Genomic DNA, 19,524 nt, shown 5'->3' on the forward strand with positions numbered 1-19,524 from the left:
GGGAGTGATCAGGGGGAAAATTCAGGTACTTTTTCCCTGAAAATTAGGTAGTTGACCACCTGAAAATCGGTAAAACCCATCCCCCATCCCCCATCCCCCAACCCCCAACCCCCACCGAAAAACTTTTTCAGCAGACCCTAAGTAGCTAGACACAATTAATTACATATATCTAGGGGTTGCTGAATAAATCTAAAAACCTTGTTGGATAATATTTTTAGGCTTTTTTGAAATCAAAAAGTACCAGGCATGGGAGTGATCAGGGGGAAAATTCAGGTACTTTTTCCCTGAAAATTAGGTAGTTGACCCCCGCAAAATCGGTAAAACCCTACACCCCACACCCCACACCCTGTCCCCACGAAAAACTTTTTGCCGCAAACCCTAATTATGACGATTGCCATCATAATGAATTCTCGCCCCGGCCCATTGCAATTTTTCCTGTAGAGTCTGATAAAAAGAATAGCTTTCCCGCAGGATAATAAATTGGGCGAATTTTTCAGCTTTGGTAACTCCCACCCATTGCCCAGGCCAAATGGAAGTGGCTAAAGCACCATCCATCCAGAGTTTAGTGTTTAATTCGTAGTCTCCCAGAGGCCAAATACTGACCAGAGATGCCGGGGGAATGACAATCGGCCGACTGGAAAGACTCAAGGGACAAATCGGGGTGACAGCGATCGCTTCCATGCCGGGGTGTATAATCGGGCCATTAGCGGAAGCGGTGTAACAGGTGGACCCCGTGGGAGTAGCCACTAATAAACCATCTCCTTGGTACTGATCTACTACTTCCCCGTCCACTTCGATTTCGAGGATCGAGGTGGGCATCCTATCGATACTAGCGGGTTTCACACACATCTCATTCAGGGCATAAAATGCCTCGCTCACTGCCTGCGGGTTTCTTTTATCCCCTTCATAGATTCTGGCAGTTAACATCATCCGTTGTTGTACCGCATAGTGATCGGATTGTAAACGCTCCCAGACCGTCTCCGTATCTTGGAAAATCTCAAAAGGTTCCGTTAAAAATCCCAGATGGCCGCCGACATTCACCGCTAAAATTGGAATGTCTTCCTGAGCTAAATAGCGAGCGGCGGCTAAAATGGTTCCATCTCCCCCCAAAACGATGGCGAGGTCGATTTTTTCCGATGCTGAGGCTAAAAATACTGGATAGGGATTATCTTTAAAGCCACTGGGTCCCATTAAAACTTTACACTGACGGGCTTCTAACTGTTTAGCGCATTTTTCTGCCCATGCTTTACTTTGGGGATGGTTGGCCTTATGGGCAATGATTACTTGTTTTAACTGCACGGAGTTGAGACCTTGTTCGGAGGTTCTATATTTTTAACAATACCAAGACCGGGCAGATCGGGTGAAAAGTAAAAAGTAAAAAGTGGGTTGGGAGATGGGGAAGTGGGGAAGTGGGGAAGCTGTCTCATCACCCTGTCACCCTATCTCCTCTTGCCTCATCTCAACTGGCAATTTAAATACTTAACAGCTTATAATTGTATTAAGATGTGTAACAATTCTCTGGCAAACTCTTGACAAAGGATAACAAATCTGCTCTCCCAAAAAACAGGAAAGGTTTTATTTCTATGACATTAATTCAAACCGCCCAATTATCGCTGGAAACCTCGGCTTTAGCCTTTTTTAAGCAGACAGAAGGACGCTGGCAATCCCAGAGACGTTATTACACCCTCACCCAAGAAACGGAACCCCAAGAAGTTATCAGCGCCATCGAGATTAAATATTTACCCCAAGGCAGCGAACCATTAATTCAACTTGCCCGTTTACATAATCTGGAAGATACAACTTTATTAGGTGGTACGGAAGTCACTTGGCAAAGTAATTATCTCCGTCCCCAGAGTAAAAAACCCTCCAACGGTTCGACTATATTCGGTATTTTAGATAATATTCTCTATCGCGATCGGGGATTTGCGACGGATAAACCCGTTAGCGCTATTTATACCTTTCCTAATCCCTCTACTCTCTGTCTGAGAACAGAATACGCCGGTTCTGTCTTTGAAGAAGAAATTAAACTCATCGGTCAACAATATCGTACTCGACAAACGATTATCTCTCGCGCCGGTCAAGAATTGATGATCGGTCAATATCTAGAAAAACGGGTCAATTAGTCAAAAAATCGGCGGCTATTCCCATAATTTTGACTTCTATCCTAGTAAGAGGGCTGAAATCAAGTCAGCCCTCTTACTAACTCCCCTTTAAACTGGGGTTAGATTTTCTTGATTCTGACTAGCGAGAAACTTCTCTAATTCCGTAATCGCATCGGCATCGACCTTAGTTTGCATAGGACAGAATTTCGGTCCACACATCGAACAAAACTCCGCAGTCTTATAGATATCTGCGGGTAAAGTCTCATCGTGGTATTCCTTAGCGCGATCGGGATCCAAGGATAACTGAAATTGACGATTCCAATCGAAATTATAACGAGCAATTGAGAGTTCATCGTCACGATCGCGCGCTCCGGGACGATGACGGGCGATATCTGCCGCATGAGCCGCTATTTTGTAGGCAATTAAGCCATTTCGCACATCTTCAGCGTTGGGTAAACCGAGATGTTCTTTCGGGGTGACATAACATAACATCGCCGTCCCGTACCAACCCGCCAGAGCCGCCCCGATCGCCGAAGTGATATGATCGTACCCTGGAGCAATATCGGTGACAAGAGGACCAAGAACATAGAAAGGTGCTTCGCTACACTCCTCCATTTGTTTTTTCACATTAAATTCAATTTGATCCATGGGAACATGGCCAGGTCCTTCCACCATCACCTGTACATCGTGTTCCCAAGCGCGGCGCGTCAGTTGGCCGAGGGTTTTCAATTCCGCTAATTGGGCTGCATCGGAAGCATCGTGGGTACAACCGGGACGCAGGGAGTCACCGAGACTAAAAGAAACGTCATAACGCTTGAAAATCTCGATAATTTCGTCGAAATGGGTGTAGAGAGGATTTTGCTTGTGGTGGTGTAGCATCCACTTAGCAATAATACCACCACCCCGGGAGACAATCCCGGTCAGACGAGTTTTGACTAAAGGCAGGTGTTCGATGAGGATTCCCGCATGAATCGTCATGTAATCCACCCCTTGCTCGGCGTGTTTTTCGATAATATGGAGGAAATCTTCGGGGGTGAGTTTTTCAATATTGCCGTGAACGCTTTCCACCGCTTGATAGATGGGTACAGTACCGATGGGGACAGGAGAAGCATTGATAATCGCAGTGCGAATTTCGTCCAAATTACCGCCACCGGTGGAAAGATCCATCACCGTATCCGCGCCGTATTTGACCGCTAGGTGTAATTTTTCCAGTTCTTCGTTAATATTCGAGGAGTTAGGGGAAGCTCCGATATTAGCATTAACTTTACACTTAGAAGCAATACCGATCGCCATAGGTTCCAGATTGAGGTGATTGATATTAGCCGGAATAATCAGTCTTCCTCGGGCGATTTCGCTGCGAATCAATTCGGGAGAGAGATTTTCCCGTTTTGCCACATAAGCCATCTCTTCGGTAATTATCCCCTGACGGGCGTAGTGCATTTGCGATACATTTGCTTGTCCGCGCCGGGGGGCAACCCATTCTTGTCTCATAATTTTATTTCCTCTGTAAACAGCTTCCCTACGCTGGAATTACCCAGTCTCAGGTTCTAAGGGTCTTTCTCAGCCTGATTGCCTCAGACACCCCTAGCTATGACGGCAATTGTATCACTGTTGAGGACTGAGGAGATAAAGCTTAAGATTGTTGTTTGATTAGGCAGTTAAGCTAAAACACACTTAGACCACCTAAAATAGAAATAGTAATTTTAGAAAAATCGGTGGTGATTTAGAAGTAGTTCCGGATAAGCAATAGCATATTGTCGAGCAAAGAATGGTAAACTTTTCCATAATTTTTTACCCGATTTATGGCTTCTATTTTTTAGATAAAAACCAATAACTTTTCTGGTAAGTAGGTGGGTGGAATTAAATATAAGATGAACGTAGAACGTAGGTTGGGTTGAAGCATGAAACCCAACACCCGCATGGGTTACGCTACCGCTAACCCATCCTACAAATAATTGTGCCTCCCTACTTACTTGTATCAATAGCCAACCAAATATATATAGCGGTTCTCACACCTGTGTGGCACACTTAAACCTTTGCTAATTAAGCTTTTCAACATCGATAATGTACCTAGTGCGAACAGGAAACGCTATAGCTTGATTTTTTGAGAAAATATCAAGAACCACATCTCATACTAAATCCGTTGAGTATAGGTAACATATAAGGATAGGCACTCAGGCAATAGGCAATAAGCAAAAGGGGGAATACATAGGGTTTGCAGCAAAAATTTTGTTGGTGGGGTTAGGAGTCAGTAGCCGGTCGTCAGTAGCCGGTCGTCGGGAGTTTCAGGCTTTGTTGCCCTCTCTTTTTTGTACCAACTTATGTACTATCATAAGGATAATGCCAGGTTTTTGATGGTCCCAATCCGATTTTCGCAGCATGAATATCGGATTTTAACAGGTCAAAAGCCTTATTTTAAAAGGGTTTTACCATTATTCAGCAAACCCTACATAATCAGTTTTTAATAACCGGATTTAGTATCACTACCCCTCTCCCAGGCCTTCCATAAGAAAAATCCAGCTAAATTATCTCTAGCCGGACAGGGTAGTAAATTTTCAGCAGTGGGAAAACACTTCTAGGCTATGTGAGCAACTCACCATTAGTTACCGATTAAAATCAGAGCAATCAGTGATTCAAATCACAACCAATTCTAGGCTTCCACTAAACGAAAAGCCGCACCCAAACCGACAGCGATCTCATCGGGAGAAATTTTACCATCATGGTTAATATCGATCGCATCGAATACCGCATCGGTTCCCGCCCATTCTTCCCGGGTGATGAAACCATCCCCATCATGATCATAAACTCGAAAAATATCTTCGGCGGCGTGTTCTAGGGTTGACTGACCTTCCAACTGGGTTAAACGTTGAATCAGCAGTTGTTCTAATAACTCTAAAGCTTTGGTAAAACCTTGAATACCTTCCGCTAGTTTTTCGGAAGCCATGGCATCTTCGGCGTGCATTTTCTCAAAATTCGCTTTATCCATGGGAATTTTGACAATATCAAGGGTTGTAGCCAGTGCTGGATCGAGCTTACGGGGTAAATCGGCTTCTGTCTCTTGCAATTGTTCGAGAAGTTTCGGGGAAATGGTTAAAAGATCACAGCCAGCTAACTCGCGAATTTCACTGATATTGCGGAAACTTGCCCCCATAACTTCGGTTTTATAACCGAACTTTTTATAGTAGTTATAGATCTGGGTGACGGATTGGACTCCGGGATCTTCAGCACCAACGTAGTCTTTACCAGTTTCTTTTTTATACCAATCGAGAATCCGACCGACAAAGGGAGAAATTAAGGTTACTCCCGCCTCCGCACAGGCGATCGCCTGATGAAAACCGAATAATAGGGTTAAATTACAGTGAATTCCCTCTTTTTCGAGGACTTCTGCGGCTTTAATCCCTTCCCAAGTCGAGGCAATTTTAATTAAGACTCTTTCTCTAGAGATACCCGCTTGTTCATACTGGGAAATGAGATAACGGGCCTTGTCGATGGTAGCTTGGGTATCGTAGGAAAGACGAGCATCCACTTCGGTGGAGACGCGGCCGGGGACGATTTGCAGGATTTGTAGGCCAAAACCGATGGCTAGGCGATCGAAAGCTAATTTGGCCACATCTTCCGGGGTGGCCTGCTCTCCTAATTCTTCTCTGGCCGCTTGCAGGGTTTGATCGACAATCGGCTGATATTGGGGCATTTGGGCCGCGGCCGTAATCAGGGAGGGGTTAGTGGTGGTATCTTGGGGGGTAAAAGCTTCGATCGCTTGGATATCGCCGGTATCGGCAACAACCACTGTAAATTGGCGTAATTGTTCTAGTAGGGTTTTAGCCATGACTTCTCCAGATGCGTGTTAACACGAGACTTCATCCACATCTTAGCGATTCGATCGAGAGGAAGGGGAAAATTCCCGATTGATTTAATTCCCAAGCACAGACCCGGCCAAAGTAAGGACGAGCCGGGGAATCTTTTGGCCACTCCTTGCCTAAAGTCCTCTATTTGTGATAGTATTAGTGATTGTGTCGATTTAATAAAACGGAGTTTATGCCCAAGCTAAAAACGCGAAAGGCGGCGGCCAAACGATTCGAGGCCACGGGAAGCGGCAAAAAAATCAAACGTCGCAAAGCCTTCAAAAATCACCTACTCGATCATAAAAGTGCCGAACGCAAGCGCCGTCGTTTGTCCCAGATTACCTTGGTACACGAGCGCGACGAGAAGGAAGTGCGCTTAATGTTGCCCTATTTGTAAGTTTTCCAGAAAAATCGTCTAAAGGATTATCATGTCTAGAGTAAAACGGGGGAATGTCGCCCGCAAGCGACGCAAAAAAGTTCTCAAATTAGCCAAAGGTTTTCGCGGTTCTCACTCGCGTTTATTCCGTACCGCTAACCAACAGGTAATGAAGGCCTTGCGGAATGCCTATAGAGACCGTCGCAAACGTAAACGCGATTTTCGTCGTCTTTGGATTACCCGCATTAACGCGGCTGCCCGTCAACAGGGCATCAGTTACAGCCAACTGACCGGACAATTAAAGAAAGCTAATATCCTCCTGAATCGGAAAATGTTGGCCCAATTAGCTGTCCTCGATCCCGTCGCTTTTGCTAAAGTGGTAGAACTAGCCAAAGGATAATTTAGCCCCAAGCATGACGGAAACTTGGCAAACGATTCAATTCCCCAGTTCAGAAAGTGCGATCGCTTTAGCTGGTCATCAAGAAGCTAACCTCAAATTGATAGCCAGGCAAACTGGGGCGAATTTAGTCCTCAGAGGGATGGAATTGCGGATTGCGGGGCAACCGACCCCCGTGGAGCGTGCCACAGCGATTGTACGCTCCTTAAGTATTTTATGGCAAGAGGCCAAGTTAATCGCCGAAGCCGATATTATGACCGCTATCCATGCCCTCGATACGGGGCGTTCTAGCGAGTATAAAGAACTACAGCAGGATATTCTCGCTCGTACCCGTCGCGGGGAGCTAATTCGGGCGAAAACCTTCCGTCAGCGTGAATATATCCAAGCGATTCAAAGTCACGATATCACCTTTTGTATTGGACCTGCCGGCACGGGTAAAACCTTTTTAGCCGCCGTTTTAGCCGTACAAGCTTTATTAGAAGATAAAGTAGAACGGATTATCCTCACCCGGCCGGCCGTGGAAGCAGGGGAAAAATTAGGCTTTCTCCCGGGGGATTTACAGCAAAAAGTCGATCCTTTTTTGCGTCCCCTCTACGATGCTTTATACGAATTTATCGAAGCGGCCAAAATTCCCGACCTGATGGAACGGGGTAAAATCGAAATCGCTCCCTTAGCTTATATGCGGGGACGAACCCTAGCTAATGCTTTTGTTATTGTTGATGAGGCCCAAAATACCACCCCAGCACAGTTAAAAATGGTCTTAACTCGCTTGGGATTCGGTTCGCGCATGGTAGTAACTGGAGATGTCACCCAGACCGATTTACCGCAACAACAAGAATCAGGGTTAATTGCCGCTCAAAAAATCCTAAAATCAGTAGAAGGGATCGCTTTTTGTTACCTATCCCGGGCCGATGTGGTGCGTCATCCTTTAGTACAAAAAATCGTCTCAGCCTACGAACAGCACGAAAAATAACAGATTGTTGAGATAGTCGCTCTTGTACTCTTGCGAGAGAGTATAGAATTAGGTTAATTTAACGCGATGTGCAACTAAAAAGGACAGAATCAGGGTTCTAGAGGATACTTTATCTCTGCTGATTTCTGAAAGCCTTGTTGTAAATCAAGACTAAAAATATAGTTGCACACCGAGTTTAATTTAGCTTTTTCCCCTTAAACTAAAACCGACAAAGACGTAGTTTAATGCGTTTCGGTATCCCCAAACCTCAAGGAATTGATAACGCTGCCATCCTTTCATTGAGCCAGTCTGAAAAGCTCTTAGGGTATATAGTTGGTTAGCCCAGTTGTGATCGTTTGGTGTAGCATGATGAACACAGTGCGCCCCTAGGCTAACTGGAAGGATGATTAGCCGAATAAAGACTGCTCCCACTAATTCCGTGGACCACTTTAACCACTCTAACCAGTGGTCTGAGCGCGGGGGGTAAGCACCCAGATATAGAGCAAAAGATTTACCAATTACCTGAGATTTAGCTGCCTCATTATCATCGGCTTCATAGGCCCAATTATGCTCCGGTAGCTGTTGCAAGAGTGCGGCTGCATAGGTTCCGAGTTGGGTAAATAGCGCCCAGAGTAAGCAGATTAAACAAGAATGGGTTAAACCCGCACAAACAGAGGCCAAGAAAAGCACAATCAGGGTAGCTATTTGATAGTTAATGGGAGCTTTAAGGAGATTAGTCAGACGAGAAAGGAAGGTTTCTCCGTAAAACTTGGGAGAGAGTAATAACTTGCCGAGATTTTGCCAATAGAAGGCCTCTTCTTCCCCAAATTCAAAACCTAACTCTTCTACTAGGTAGGGGGTATTCCCCTTGTCATTCATGGTAGCTAGGTTTTTCGGGGGGTGGTGAATTAGTAGGTGATCTTTTTTGAACAATGGAAAGGGCTTTTTCCCGGTAATTAAGGTGAGCAAACAACCTAAAAGATGGTTATAAGTGGGATATTGAGGGAAAAAAGCATTATGGGCGCAAAAGTGGGCTATTTCCTGCAATTGAGCCGCCCCAGCTACGGATAACACACATCCTAGTGGGATTAATTGCCAGTGGCTAAGAGCGATCGCTAATCCCCCTATATACTGGAGTATGCCATAGATTAGCTCTAAGGAGGGGGTGCTTTTCCAGAGAGGGGTAGCAAGGTAGTAGCCTGTTAGCCAGTCAAAGAAAGCTTGTACGAGACGATTATCGCTGATTTGGAGCATCCCTAGGCGTGGATTATCCCTTAAAGCCGATGCTTGTGTTGGGGTGGTTTTTTTGAGTATCATAGTCAGTAGAAAATAAGTTGTACTGTCCTGAAAATGGTTAAATAACCAAATTCAGGCGGTTTTATTAGCTGTGCAGCCGTTCAATTTTTCGATAGTGCTGGACTAATTGCCCATCACTAAAAAACGGCTTTGGAGAGATTTCTATCTCGAAGGCAAGATTAATTACCCAAGCTTCTTTGGGTAGATACCCCAAGAGATTTTTTAGCCTCTCGGTTAGTGATTTTATCTGGTAGTTTGAGATGTACATAAGCTCTGAATTAGACTACACTTTTAGCTTATTTCTAGCCCTTTTAATTGTCGAGGTGGTTTTTGTAGCATTTAGTAGTCAACTTGCCAAAGTATCATTAAGTAGCTAAAAGTAGCATTTTGTGAATTGTATTCTTAAAAGGAGAACCACAAGTACAAATGGGAGATAGAAAATCTAAGCCAGAAATTCCAAGTTCTTTAGGCAAAGAACTGTTTTTAAGCTGTGTGGAAAAAGTGATTCAATTGATAGAGCCTAATGGTATTACATCTATTCAAAAATGTTTAATCGAAGGGTTCGCACAGGGTTGGACTTATGAACACATAGAAAGAGAGTCTGGCTACGACGTGCAGTCGCTAAAAACGCACGCATATAAAATTTTTTTTCCATTACTTGCCCAGGCATTTAACAAGGGATTAGAAAGAGATATAGAAAAAGTTAACAAGGCCAATGTCATCTCATTGGTTGAAGAGTATAATAGAAAAATAAGTGATAATGGGACTTTTTTACAGGATAAACTTAAAGAAAATAAGACAAAAATTAATATATTTACAGAACTTAAAAATAAATTGTCTGGACAACAACAATCAGAACTGAATCGGATCATAAAGTCTTACTTGCCAGATAATGACAATGCTAATTTTGAAGAAATCATCGATAAAATCATAAATCTTCCAGATGATAAAGATTTATTAAGAATACTTTTTAGACTTACTCAAGATAGCAGAATTAATAGCTACAATCGCTCATACATTGAACAAACAATACAGGAGTTAAAGAAACCATTAAATATTACTGACACAGATTACAATGCTTGGATAGCAGAGATACCAGCAATTAATCCGGAACCTGACAATCGAGAAAATATTAACAACTATCTAATTATCAAAATAGAGGAGAGTAAAAGTCAAGCAAATACTTCCCATGAATATAAATTTGCTGCGTGTTTTCTACAGTTAAATACATCTCAAAGTCAAGGAAATAATTATATACCTCTTCCTGTAGATAGTAGCGTTAGCAAAGATGTTTATACTCAAAAAGATATAACGAACATTTTAACAAAAATTATTGAAGATTGTCATGAGCGAGGAGGTGCAAACTTAAATATTGAATTTTTCACCAATGGTAAGCTACTATATACTAACTTTGAATCTTGGGAATACAATTGCTTTGATAGCCTAACTCAACTTAAGAGAGTATATTTTGTTAATGTTCGCTCTCTTATGAGATTGGAGAATAGATATCGGAATCAACCAGTTTATAAAAATTGGAAAAGTAGATGGGAGAGATTAACAACAAATTCTATAGATACACAAACAGTTAATAACAGCGAGTCCTATTTGTGCCAAGAAACAACTCTATGGAGCAATCTTTGCGCTTCAACTCAAGAGGATTTAGAGCAATTCTTTAAAAGAAGCTTAAAATATGGCATACCTTTAGCCGTTGGGTCGCGCTGTCATGCTCAGGAAGCAATTCACAGAACAGAAATTAATACACTCTTACAGGGTATTCAAATCAATCAATTGTCCACAAAAGTTCAAGAGGTGAGGCGACAATCACCAGATAATTTAGAAGATAAACCCGAACATCTAGGACATCATCTATTATGCTTTTTAGAAGACCCTAATCGGATGCCCCCCTTCCACTACTTAACATCTCAGCACCTAGGTTAACTAACTATGAGTTCATGGAAAATCTTTCAAGGCAATCATCAAAAACGCTCAAGGGATGAGATTCCCTGGCCAGAAATCCCACCTTGGCGAAGCTTCGCCACCGACAAGTCCGAGGAGCGGGGAAAACAACTCATAGTTGACGATAAAACCAGGGAAACCGTAAACGCAGCCATTCACCTACGCCGGCCTATTTTAGTCACAGGGAAACCGGGTACAGGGAAAACCTCCCTAGCCTACGCAATCGCCTACGAATTAGACTTAGGAGAAGTATTAGTCTGGCCAATTAATACCCGCACCACCCTACAAGAGGGATTATACTACTACGATGCGATCGCACGTTTGCAAGATTACCAACTAGAAGAAAAAAAAGACATCGGGCAGTATATCCGCTTGGGTCCCTTGGGGACAGCCCTCTGTCCGAGAAATTATCCCCGGGTACTGCTTATCGATGAAATAGATAAAAGTGACATCGACCTACCCAACGACCTCTTAAACCTTTTTGAAGAGGGAAAATTTGAAATCACCGAACTTTCCCGACTCGCTAAAGATACCGAAAACCAACCAATACCAGTACAAACCCATGACGGTGAATGGGAACCCATCCCCCAAGGCAAGGTAAGCTGCCAACAGTTCCCCATAGTGATTATGACGAGCAACGGCGAGAGGGATTTTCCCCTACCCTTTAAACGTAGATGTCTGCTCTTAGAAATCCCCGAACCCACCCCAGAGGTACTAAAAGACATAGTAAAAAGCCATTTTAATTATAAAGAAGCCAGTAGCGAAAGTAAAAAAATAGAAGCAGCGATCGCAGAATATGTTAAAAAACGAGAAAAAGGGGAACTAGCAACAGACCAGCTTTTAAACGCCGTCTTTATGAGCATGGGCGAAAATAAACTCACAGATGCAGAATTAAAGTCCCTTACCAACCTACTATTTACCTACCTCACCGACACAGGCAATAAATGACCCAAACCCCTCCCACACCAGAACTGATTGATAAATTTATCACCTTTGTCAAGGGCAGGGGATGGGACCTAGACAGTTACCAGATAGCTGATAGTTTATGGTGGTATGTTCTCACCCAAGAAGAGGAAGGAAAACCCCAACCCCCTCCAGAGCCTAGGGAAGAAAAGAAAGAAACCCCGACCACTAACAACCCCCCCCAGGAGAGTAAAAACGAAACCCAAGAGCCAGCAGCCCCATCCGATGAAGTTCCCTTAATACGGGGGACAGAAGCACAAAAACAGCCTGAGAAGATAGGCGCAGACACCCTACCCATTAGCCTCCCCGGCGCCAAATTCTGGCGAGAAACCCTAAAATTAGGGCGGGCAGTGCGTCCCCTCATCCAAAAGATAGACTCAGCCACCCAAAGACAAATAAACCTAAACAGCACCGTACAGAAATCGGCCGAGTATAGCATCGGCAAGAGAGATGGCAGTTTAGCCCTAATACCCGTTTACCAAGCCAAAAAAGTCCGTTCCCTAGAGGTAGTTTTACTGATTGAAGAATGGGCCTCCATGGTCTTTTGGAAAGAAATGGCTGGGGAAATCCGCGATTGGCTAGAACAAATCGGCGCATTTCGGGATGTCAAACTCTACCGCATCGGATGGGACGAAGACAAGCAAAAATTAGCCATCCGTACCTACTCTAACGATACTTGCTCAATTCACCCAAAAGATCTCATCCATCCTCGCGGCGAAAGACTTATCCTCTTCTACAGTGATTGTACTTCCCCAGACTGGTATCAAGGACGCTATAACCAAGCTCTTCAGGACTGGGGAAAACACCAAATTGTCACCCTGCTTTCTCCCTTCCCGGAAGCAATGTGGGAAAGAACCGCCCTTAGTCGAGGTTGGTTCGTCTCCCTAGTCAACCAAACCCCCCGGAAACCTTCACAAAACTGGAGATTTACCTCTATCCCCCTGCTACTACAAATTGAGAAGGAAGAGGAAAATCAACATATTCTCAGAGAAACAATCCAAAAAACCTACTTTCCCCTACCCACCATCTCCCTAACCCCTTCATCTTTAAAAGCTTGGGCGCTCGTTCTCAGTGGTGACAGCAACGCCACCTGTGCGGGGGTACTACTAGAAAAATCTCCCCAAAACAGAGAAATACCCGCAACTATTTCTCCGGAGATGTCTGGGAAGCAAGCTCTAGAACTATTCGCTAGTACCGCCTCACCTCTAGCTTGGGAATTACTGAAAAAATTAGCCGCAGCCCCGGTAAATCTTCCCATCGTCCGTCTTATCCAAAGCAAACTTTTAAGCGCCTCTAACCCCCTAAACATAGCAGAAGTCATCCTCAGTGGTTTTCTCAAAGTCTATCTAGGAGGGGAACCGGTAAAGTGGGACAAAGGAGGTAAATTTAACTTTCATACTCCCCCCAACAGCCTAGATTTTGAATTTGATGATGAGGTGAGAGAGCTTCTGCTCACTGAACTAGGGAATAGCCGCGCCTTAGAGGTAATTTTTGTCCTCTCGGAATACATCGCCCAAAAACTCAACCTGAGTACCACCACCTTTTTTGGTCTTATTCTTACCAATCCCCAGGTTCTCCTCGGCAAAGAAGCTGCTAATCTAGTCCGCGCCTTTGCCAAGGTATCTGCTAAGGTTTTCCAAAAGCTAGGGGAAGCAAAGTACCAAGAAATTAGCCAAAAGCTGCAATCTATGGTTGACTCACCTTCACCCCCACCGGTTGAGGAAAAGTGGCTAAGGAAATATAAAACCGTAACCATAGCGAAGGTAAAAGAGCTTACGGGAGGAGAGGAAATATTGTTTCAACTGCTCAAGGATAGACTTAAGGATTTCAGCGTAGAAGATGGGGAACTGTATCAGCGCCTTCGTTTAACCCCTGAGCAGCTTAAAATTTTGGCAAGCGAAGAAATAACCGCCGAGACAATCCCAGTCAAGTTTAGGGAAGTCTTGGATAACACAGAAGAAGAAATCATCACCCAGAAATTTAACCTAACCCTGTTCAAATCTGAAACCGTTTTTGTGGATGAGAGGGGACAAATTACCGCCAAAGAACCCGTGAGAGCCTTCTACTTTGAAGAAAATCCCCCCAGCTTAAAAATGCTCTATATTCCTTCGGGGGAGTTTTGGATGGGAACCGAAGAGAGGGAAATAGCGCGGCTAGTGAAAAAATACGATAGGGATTGGTTCCAACGAGAATCCCCCAGACATTTAGTAAAAATCGCCCCGTTTTACCTAAGTCAAACTCCGATTACCCAAGCTCAATGGTTATATATTGCCCAAAGAAAAGATTTAAAAGTAGAGCGAGATTTAAAACCAGAGCCATCGCGGTTTAAAGGCAGCACAAACCCCGTTGAAAATGTATCTTGGTTAGATGCCGTAGAATTTTGCCAAAGGCTCTCTAAAATGACCAAGAAACAGTATCGGCTACCCAGTGAGGCGGAATGGGAGTATGCTTGTCGTGCTGGAACCACCACCCCCTTCCACTTCGGAGCAACCCTCACCTCAAATTTAGCTAACTACGATGCTACGAAACCCTTTGCTAAGGAACCAGCAGGAGAATATCGCAAGGAAACCACCCCCGTGGGGCAATTTCCCCCCAATGGTTTTGGTTTGTATGATATGCACGGAAATGTCTGGGAGTGGTGTCAGGATGACTTCCAAGAAAATTATCAAGGCGCATCTAGGGATGGTAGTCCTCGGCTAGAAAAGAGCAAAAAACAGCAAAATCAGGCAAATAAAGCTCTGCGGGGCGGTTCTTGGTGCTACTTTCCCTATTACTGCCGTTCCGCTTACCGCGGCAGCGACGACCGCCGCGACTACTTCCTCAACGGTTTTCGGGTGGTGTGCGGTGCCGGGAGGACTTTGTAACCCTTTTTCTCTTTTTTTCCTTTTTACCCTTTTTCGATTTTTTTGAACAAATGTACTATATATGAGTTGGCTGATAAGTAGCTGGTTATAATTAAATTGAAGACGGGTTTTGGGTTTCCCCCTTATCAAGGTAGGGTTGATTCATGAATCAACCCTACAATCAACCCTACAATCAACCCTACAATCAACCCTACAATCAATTAATACTAGGATTCATCATGTACCAAATCACTCTTTCCCTACCCGATGAAACCGCTCTCGCTTTACATCTCACCCCAGAACAACTAGCACAGGAAATCTCTCTTCTTGCTGCCATTAAACTTTATGAACTGGGAAAACTTTCCTCTGGCACTGCTGCCAACTTAGCAGGTATTCCGCGAGTTGTTTTTCTTTCTAAACTTGCAGACTATGGAGTTGATACCTTCCGACTCAAGGAAGCAGAATTAATCGAGAATCTGGCTAATGCCTAACGTCATTGCCGATACATCACCGATTCAATACCTCTATCAGACTAACTTACTTGACTGATTCCCTGTCACTGATTTAGGAAAAGGAGAAAAAGAAGTATTAGCTTTAGCAATAGAAATTCCCGATTTTCTCGCTTTACTTGATGATGGTTTGGCGAGACGATATGCAAATTTATTAGGAATAAAACTCACTAGAACAATGGGAATATTATTAAAGGCTAAACAAAATGGTTATCTACACCGTATTGAGCCAATTCTTAATCAACGTCTCGACTTCGCTCGATGTTGACCCTGAGCGAGGCCGAAGGGTCAACTAGAATTGCTGAAGTTTCGCTTAGATGCCACTACTCGTACTTCTGTGTTAAAATTAGCCGGTGAAGGATAGAGTATAAAATCAATTTTTAATTTAATCATAATCACTTACTTATGCCTACAATAATCATCCAAAAGACCCAAAAACGTCTTTTAATCTATAGAGAAAAACTCACCGATGACCTAGACATAGAATTAGTCAAAATACCATCGGGAACCTTTACAATGGGTTCTTCAGAACAAGAAAGTAGTAATAAAAGTGAAAAGCCTCAACACAACGTTACCCTGAAAAACTTCTTGATGGGTATTTATCCCATTACCCAAGCTCAATGGTTATATATTGCCCAAAGAGAAGATTTAAAAGTAGAGCAAGATTTAAAACCAGAGCCATCGGAGTTTAAAGGCAGCACAAACCCCGTTGAAATGGTAAGTTGGTTAGATGCTGTGGAATTTTGCCAAAGGCTCTCCAAATTAAGTAAAAGAAAATATAGGCTACCAACGGAAGCTGAGTGGGAGTACGCTTGTCGAGCGCAAACCAAACCCTTAAATCTCGACAAAGGAGAAACCTACCCCCCCTATCACTTTGGGGAAATTCTTACCCCAGATTTAGCCAACTATAATGGCAATCTCCAAAAAACCACCCCTCTTGGGCAATTCTACGCCAACGACTTTGGTTTATATGATATGCACGGAAATGTCTGGGAGTGGTGTCAAGATGATTGGTGCGAAAATTATGAGGAGATAAAAAAGAGCAAAAAACAGCAAAATCAGGCATATAAAGCTCTGCGGGGCGGTTCTTGGTACAGCAATCCGAATAACTGCCGTTCCGCTTACCGCTTCTACAACGTTAGGCGCGACTACTTCAGCTACTACTTCGGTTTTCGCGTGGTGTGCGGTGCTGGGAGGACTTTGTAACCCTTTTTCTCTTTTTTCTCTTTTTACCCTTTTTCGATTTTTTTGAGCAGATGTACTATATGCGTACTATAAAAGGATTGAGAGAATTATCATGAGTAGAAAACGGGTTACTCAACGGATTTAGGATAAATTGCTTGTTGAGACGAGACAAGAGGCAACATTAAAGGGATTGGGGGAAGTTCGGCTAATCTAAGAATAAGCGGTTTAAATGCGTCTTAGCTTACATCAACAGCTGCTCATGGCTCTCCTATTCTTTGTGTGATCAGCTTAACTTACATAGGACTGATCGATCTTTGTGTCCTCTGTGTCTCTGTGGTTCCTTCCACTCGCTCGCCAGCAGGACTGTATCAGCTAAAGTGGTAGAAATTGACCAACGATTCAATTCCCCAGTTGGGAAATTGCGATCGCATTGATGGTCTTAACTCGCTTGGGATTCGGTTCGCGCATGGTAGTAACCGGAGATGTCACCCAAACCGATTTACCGCAACCACAAGAATCGGGGTTAATTGCCGCTCAAAAAATCCTAAAATCAGTAGAAGGGATCGCTTTTTGTTACCTATCGCGGGCCGATGTGGTGCGTCATCCCTTAGTACAAAAAATCGTCTCAGCCTAGGAAAAGCACGAAAAATAACAGATTATGGATATTAAACATGGTTTCGTCGATGCGGTGGGTAATACTCCCCTAATTCGTCTCAATAGTTTTAGCGAGGAAACCGGCTGCGAGATTCTCGGTAAGGCCGAATTTCTTAACCCCGGTGGTTCGGTCAAGGATCGCGCCGCTTTATATATTATCCAAGAAGCGGAAAAAGCCGGTACTCTCCAACCGGGGGGAACCGTTGTCGAAGGAACTGCCGGCAATACTGGCATCGGTTTGGCCCATATCTGCAATGCTAAAGGTTATAAATGCCTGATTATCATTCCCGATACCCAATCCCAAGAGAAAATCGACCTCTTAAGAACCCTTGGCGCGGAAGTGCGTACTGTTCCCGCCGTTCCCTACCGAGATGCCAATAATTACGTTAAATTATCGGGGAGATTGGCCAGTGAGATGGAAAATGCTATCTGGGCCAATCAATTCGATAATCTGGCTAATCGTCGCGCTCACTACGAAACCACCGGCCGGGAAATCTGGGAACAAACCGACGGTAAAATTGATGCTTGGGTGGCTGCCACGGGAACTGGGGGAACCTACGCGGGGGTGGCGATGTTTTTAAAAGACCAAAATCCGCAGGTGCGTTGCCTGGTGGCGGATCCGATGGGTAGCGGTTTATATAGTTATGTGAAAACCGGGACAATTACCCTGGAAGGTAGTTCAATTACTGAAGGGATTGGTAATAGTCGTATTACGGCTAATATGGAAGGCGCACCTATAGATGATGCCATTCAAATTGATGATCCCACTGCCATCAAAGTTGTTTATCAACTATTACAAAAAGATGGTTTATTTATGGGGGGTTCTGTGGGTATTAATGTCGGTGCTGCCGTGGCTTTGGCTAAACAAATGGGGCCAGGCCACACCATCGTTACTGTTCTTTGTGATGGTGGGTCCCGTTATCAATCTCGTTTATATAATCCTCAATGGTTGGCTGAGAAAGGATTGGCTTAAATTCTTGTTAGGGTTAAGTCAGCTAGATTAAGGCGATGAAACCAGAATTTTACAGGAAAATCAGGAATTATCGGCTCGGAGATTAGTTGGGATAATGGTAGCGGTAGGGCAACAATTAGAGAAGGCAGCAGGGGAAAATGAGGCGCAATGTTTGGCAAACACTTGAGACAAGATAGACAATAATACTGATAACTATCATTATTAGGAGAATCATCAGATGTCAGTTACTATAGAACAGGACCTCAAAGAAATTTTAGGTTCAATTAATCAGAAGTTAGATAATCTGCAAAAAGATGTTATGGATATTAAAATAGTACAGGCGAGATTAGAGGAAAAAGTCGATAGTTTAGAAAAAGATATTGAAGGAGTAAAAGCAGATACAAAAGAATTAAAAGGCTCTCAGAAAGCCCAGATTTGGACGTTAATCGGCATCTTGGGAACAGCTTTACTAGGAACAGTCATTCGCTATATTATTCTCCCTTTTTCTCAATCATAATTAGGGTCTGCGGCAAAAAGTTTTTCGGTGGTGGCAGGGTGTGGGGTGTGAGGGGTGTGAGCTAAAATAGGTTAGTTGCGGTGCGTTACATTAACATTAACGCACCCTACGAGATCGGCAATCGCACTTGATTGGGTTTTAGTTGAATATTCATGATGACACTAAATTACATTTGTTCTTGAAAAAGATTTTGAAATGGCTCCGTATTTTTCCAACGATAGGTATTGAAATCTCGATAATCAACGGAAAGAATTTTACCTGAATCTAATTCTTCTGCCAAAATAACTAAGGATGCGTCGGCTAAATCCATTGGCAAATCTCTATATTTTTGCATCAGTTCTTCAAGGCGTTGGCAGTGTTTAGTTTTGAGGTTGAATACCTGTAGTTCTCCTGTGGATATTTTATGAATAAAGGTTTTTGGAACATTTATTCCTACTCGTTTTTGTAGTAAGTAGCAAGTTTCAGTGACAACGCACCAGGTTGTAATAAATTGTTGATTGATTAATTTTTGAAATTGTTTTTTTGCTAATGGGTGAAGTGAGTCGTTTTTATTGGCAAGGGCCAGCCAGAAACCAGTATCAACAATGATCATATTTTTGATTAAGTTCACTTGTTAAATAGGTTTTATAGTTTTGCGAAAGGTCTGGTTCAGCTTCTATACAACCGATAAAGTCAGACCAATCTTGTGTTCCCTGCTCTTTAATTTCCTGTTGGTTGGGAGAATATCGTTTTTTTAGAATATCTACAAGTTCAATAATAGTCTGTTGTGCGTCGAGGGGAAGGGACGCAATATCTTTTTGAATTGTTTCTAGGTTTACCATTGTCATTATCTTTTTATAGTTTATTCTATCAATTTTAAAATAAAATACGGGAGATTCACTATTGGTTTGCTTGTTATCTCGTTATCCCGTTCCCAGGTTCTACCTGGGAATGCTCCCTTCAGGTTCTACCTGAATATCGCTTTAAGGCAGAGCCTTATA

Annotated in this window: 17 protein-coding genes, 1 pseudogene and 1 riboswitch; of the genes and pseudogenes, 12 read left to right on the forward strand and 6 right to left on the reverse strand. The window is 43.4% G+C overall.

All coding sequences use genetic code 11. The features are described 5' to 3' along the window. Nucleotides 1-378 precede the first annotated feature (378 nt). Entirely contained in the window at nucleotides 379-1,299 is a 921-nt protein-coding gene (locus tag IM319_RS12640; protein WP_286825099.1) for an NAD(+) kinase, read from the reverse strand. A 284-nt stretch (nucleotides 1,300-1,583) separates the two neighbouring features. Here IM319_RS12640 and IM319_RS12645 point away from each other — a divergent pair, with 284 nt between their 5' ends. Further along, nucleotides 1,584-2,123 carry a phycobiliprotein lyase gene (locus IM319_RS12645; RefSeq protein ID WP_046660836.1) on the forward strand — a complete coding sequence of 180 codons (540 nt, stop codon included), beginning with the start codon at nucleotides 1,584-1,586 and terminating at the stop codon, nucleotides 2,121-2,123. Nucleotides 2,124-2,210: 87 nt separating this feature from the next. Here the strand turns inward: IM319_RS12645 and thiC are convergent, their stop codons facing one another. Next, nucleotides 2,211-3,593 (reverse strand): phosphomethylpyrimidine synthase, encoded by a 1,383-nt coding sequence (gene thiC, locus IM319_RS12650; RefSeq protein ID WP_287735833.1) that lies wholly within the window; start codon nucleotides 3,591-3,593, stop codon nucleotides 2,211-2,213. A gap of 8 nt (nucleotides 3,594-3,601) precedes the next feature. Continuing rightward, nucleotides 3,602-3,698, reverse strand: a riboswitch (TPP riboswitch). A 1,054-nt stretch (nucleotides 3,699-4,752) separates the two neighbouring features. Next, nucleotides 4,753-5,928 (reverse strand): transaldolase, encoded by a 1,176-nt coding sequence (locus tag IM319_RS12655; RefSeq protein WP_287735834.1) that lies wholly within the window; start codon nucleotides 5,926-5,928, stop codon nucleotides 4,753-4,755. Between the two features lie 209 nt (nucleotides 5,929-6,137). On the opposite strand from IM319_RS12655, the gene rpmI reads away from it, so the two are divergent. The 3 genes from rpmI to IM319_RS12670 are packed head-to-tail and all read left to right on the forward strand — an operon-like array spanning nucleotide 6,138 to nucleotide 7,690. Next, a complete protein-coding gene (gene rpmI, locus IM319_RS12660) occupies nucleotides 6,138-6,341 on the forward strand; it encodes a 50S ribosomal protein L35 (RefSeq protein ID WP_002781071.1) in 204 nt (67 codons plus the stop codon). A gap of 31 nt (nucleotides 6,342-6,372) precedes the next feature. Beyond that, a complete protein-coding gene (gene rplT / locus IM319_RS12665) occupies nucleotides 6,373-6,720 on the forward strand; it encodes a 50S ribosomal protein L20 (RefSeq protein ID WP_002791991.1) in 348 nt (115 codons plus the stop codon). A 13-nt stretch (nucleotides 6,721-6,733) separates the two neighbouring features. Then, on the forward strand, nucleotides 6,734-7,690 hold the full coding sequence (locus IM319_RS12670) for a PhoH family protein (RefSeq protein ID WP_287735835.1): 957 nt from the start codon (nucleotides 6,734-6,736) through the stop codon (nucleotides 7,688-7,690). A gap of 180 nt (nucleotides 7,691-7,870) precedes the next feature. Here the strand turns inward: IM319_RS12670 and IM319_RS12675 are convergent, their stop codons facing one another. Beyond that, the gene (locus IM319_RS12675; protein WP_287735836.1) at nucleotides 7,871-8,986 is read right to left on the reverse strand and encodes a fatty acid desaturase; all 1,116 of its coding nucleotides are present in this window, start codon (nucleotides 8,984-8,986) and stop codon (nucleotides 7,871-7,873) included. A gap of 405 nt (nucleotides 8,987-9,391) precedes the next feature. On the opposite strand from IM319_RS12675, the gene IM319_RS12680 reads away from it, so the two are divergent. From IM319_RS12680 to IM319_RS12715, 8 genes and pseudogenes are all read left to right on the forward strand, one after another. Then, nucleotides 9,392-10,903, forward strand: a complete 1,512-nt coding sequence (locus IM319_RS12680; protein ID WP_287735837.1) for a hypothetical protein — start codon at nucleotides 9,392-9,394, stop codon at nucleotides 10,901-10,903. A gap of 6 nt (nucleotides 10,904-10,909) precedes the next feature. Next, complete coding sequence (locus IM319_RS12685; protein ID WP_287735838.1) at nucleotides 10,910-11,869, forward strand: AAA family ATPase; 960 nt, start codon at nucleotides 10,910-10,912, stop codon at nucleotides 11,867-11,869. Continuing rightward, a complete protein-coding gene (locus IM319_RS12690) occupies nucleotides 11,866-14,748 on the forward strand; it encodes a formylglycine-generating enzyme family protein (protein ID WP_287735839.1) in 2,883 nt (960 codons plus the stop codon). Before IM319_RS12685 ends, IM319_RS12690 begins: the two co-directional genes overlap by 4 nt. 143 nt (nucleotides 14,749-14,891) lie before the next feature. Continuing rightward, nucleotides 14,892-15,218, forward strand: coding sequence for a UPF0175 family protein (locus tag IM319_RS12695; RefSeq protein ID WP_287735840.1), 327 nt, complete (start codon nucleotides 14,892-14,894; stop codon nucleotides 15,216-15,218). A 423-nt stretch (nucleotides 15,219-15,641) separates the two neighbouring features. Then, nucleotides 15,642-16,442, forward strand: coding sequence for a formylglycine-generating enzyme family protein (locus tag IM319_RS12700; RefSeq protein ID WP_287735841.1), 801 nt, complete (start codon nucleotides 15,642-15,644; stop codon nucleotides 16,440-16,442). A gap of 412 nt (nucleotides 16,443-16,854) precedes the next feature. Continuing rightward, nucleotides 16,855-17,055, forward strand: a pseudogene (locus tag IM319_RS12705) (PhoH family protein); the annotation flags it as partial. Between the two features lie 24 nt (nucleotides 17,056-17,079). Next, the gene (locus IM319_RS12710) at nucleotides 17,080-18,048 is read left to right on the forward strand and encodes a cysteine synthase A (protein WP_004162818.1); all 969 of its coding nucleotides are present in this window, start codon (nucleotides 17,080-17,082) and stop codon (nucleotides 18,046-18,048) included. Nucleotides 18,049-18,265: 217 nt separating this feature from the next. Continuing rightward, on the forward strand, nucleotides 18,266-18,544 hold the full coding sequence (locus IM319_RS12715; protein WP_286825088.1) for a hemolysin XhlA family protein: 279 nt from the start codon (nucleotides 18,266-18,268) through the stop codon (nucleotides 18,542-18,544). Between the two features lie 166 nt (nucleotides 18,545-18,710). On the opposite strand, the gene IM319_RS12720 is transcribed toward IM319_RS12715, so the two are convergent. Together IM319_RS12720 and IM319_RS12725 are read right to left on the reverse strand one after the other, a co-directional pair. Next, complete coding sequence (locus IM319_RS12720; RefSeq protein ID WP_287673128.1) at nucleotides 18,711-19,136, reverse strand: type II toxin-antitoxin system VapC family toxin; 426 nt, start codon at nucleotides 19,134-19,136, stop codon at nucleotides 18,711-18,713. Next, on the reverse strand, nucleotides 19,123-19,371 hold the full coding sequence (locus IM319_RS12725) for a hypothetical protein (protein ID WP_287673129.1): 249 nt from the start codon (nucleotides 19,369-19,371) through the stop codon (nucleotides 19,123-19,125). Before IM319_RS12725 ends, IM319_RS12720 begins: the two co-directional genes overlap by 14 nt. Between the last annotated feature and the right edge of the window lie 153 nt (nucleotides 19,372-19,524).

It is taken from the genome of Microcystis sp. M113S1, from assembly GCF_020246945.1.
Lineage (GTDB): Bacteria > Cyanobacteriota > Cyanobacteriia > Cyanobacteriales > Microcystaceae > Microcystis.

Bases quoted from the DNA above. Each gene is read 5' to 3' on its own strand.
- IM319_RS12645 (WP_046660836.1), top strand. From the start codon at position 1,584: ATGACATTAATTCAAACCGCCCAATTATCGCTGGAAACCTCGGCTTTA.
- thiC (WP_287735833.1), bottom strand. From the start codon at position 3,593: ATGAGACAAGAATGGGTTGCCCCCCGGCGCGGACAAGCAAATGTATCG.
- IM319_RS12655 (WP_287735834.1), bottom strand. From the start codon at position 5,928: ATGGCTAAAACCCTACTAGAACAATTACGCCAATTTACAGTGGTTGTT.
- rpmI (WP_002781071.1), top strand. From the start codon at position 6,138: ATGCCCAAGCTAAAAACGCGAAAGGCGGCGGCCAAACGATTCGAGGCC.
- rplT (WP_002791991.1), top strand. From the start codon at position 6,373: ATGTCTAGAGTAAAACGGGGGAATGTCGCCCGCAAGCGACGCAAAAAA.
- IM319_RS12670 (WP_287735835.1), top strand. From the start codon at position 6,734: ATGACGGAAACTTGGCAAACGATTCAATTCCCCAGTTCAGAAAGTGCG.
- IM319_RS12675 (WP_287735836.1), bottom strand. From the start codon at position 8,986: ATGATACTCAAAAAAACCACCCCAACACAAGCATCGGCTTTAAGGGAT.
- IM319_RS12680 (WP_287735837.1), top strand. From the start codon at position 9,392: ATGGGAGATAGAAAATCTAAGCCAGAAATTCCAAGTTCTTTAGGCAAA.
- IM319_RS12685 (WP_287735838.1), top strand. From the start codon at position 10,910: ATGAGTTCATGGAAAATCTTTCAAGGCAATCATCAAAAACGCTCAAGG.
- IM319_RS12690 (WP_287735839.1), top strand. From the start codon at position 11,866: ATGACCCAAACCCCTCCCACACCAGAACTGATTGATAAATTTATCACC.
- IM319_RS12695 (WP_287735840.1), top strand. From the start codon at position 14,892: ATGAATCAACCCTACAATCAACCCTACAATCAACCCTACAATCAACCC.
- IM319_RS12700 (WP_287735841.1), top strand. From the start codon at position 15,642: ATGCCTACAATAATCATCCAAAAGACCCAAAAACGTCTTTTAATCTAT.
- IM319_RS12710 (WP_004162818.1), top strand. From the start codon at position 17,080: ATGGATATTAAACATGGTTTCGTCGATGCGGTGGGTAATACTCCCCTA.
- IM319_RS12715 (WP_286825088.1), top strand. From the start codon at position 18,266: ATGTCAGTTACTATAGAACAGGACCTCAAAGAAATTTTAGGTTCAATT.
- IM319_RS12720 (WP_287673128.1), bottom strand. From the start codon at position 19,136: ATGATCATTGTTGATACTGGTTTCTGGCTGGCCCTTGCCAATAAAAAC.
- IM319_RS12725 (WP_287673129.1), bottom strand. From the start codon at position 19,371: ATGACAATGGTAAACCTAGAAACAATTCAAAAAGATATTGCGTCCCTT.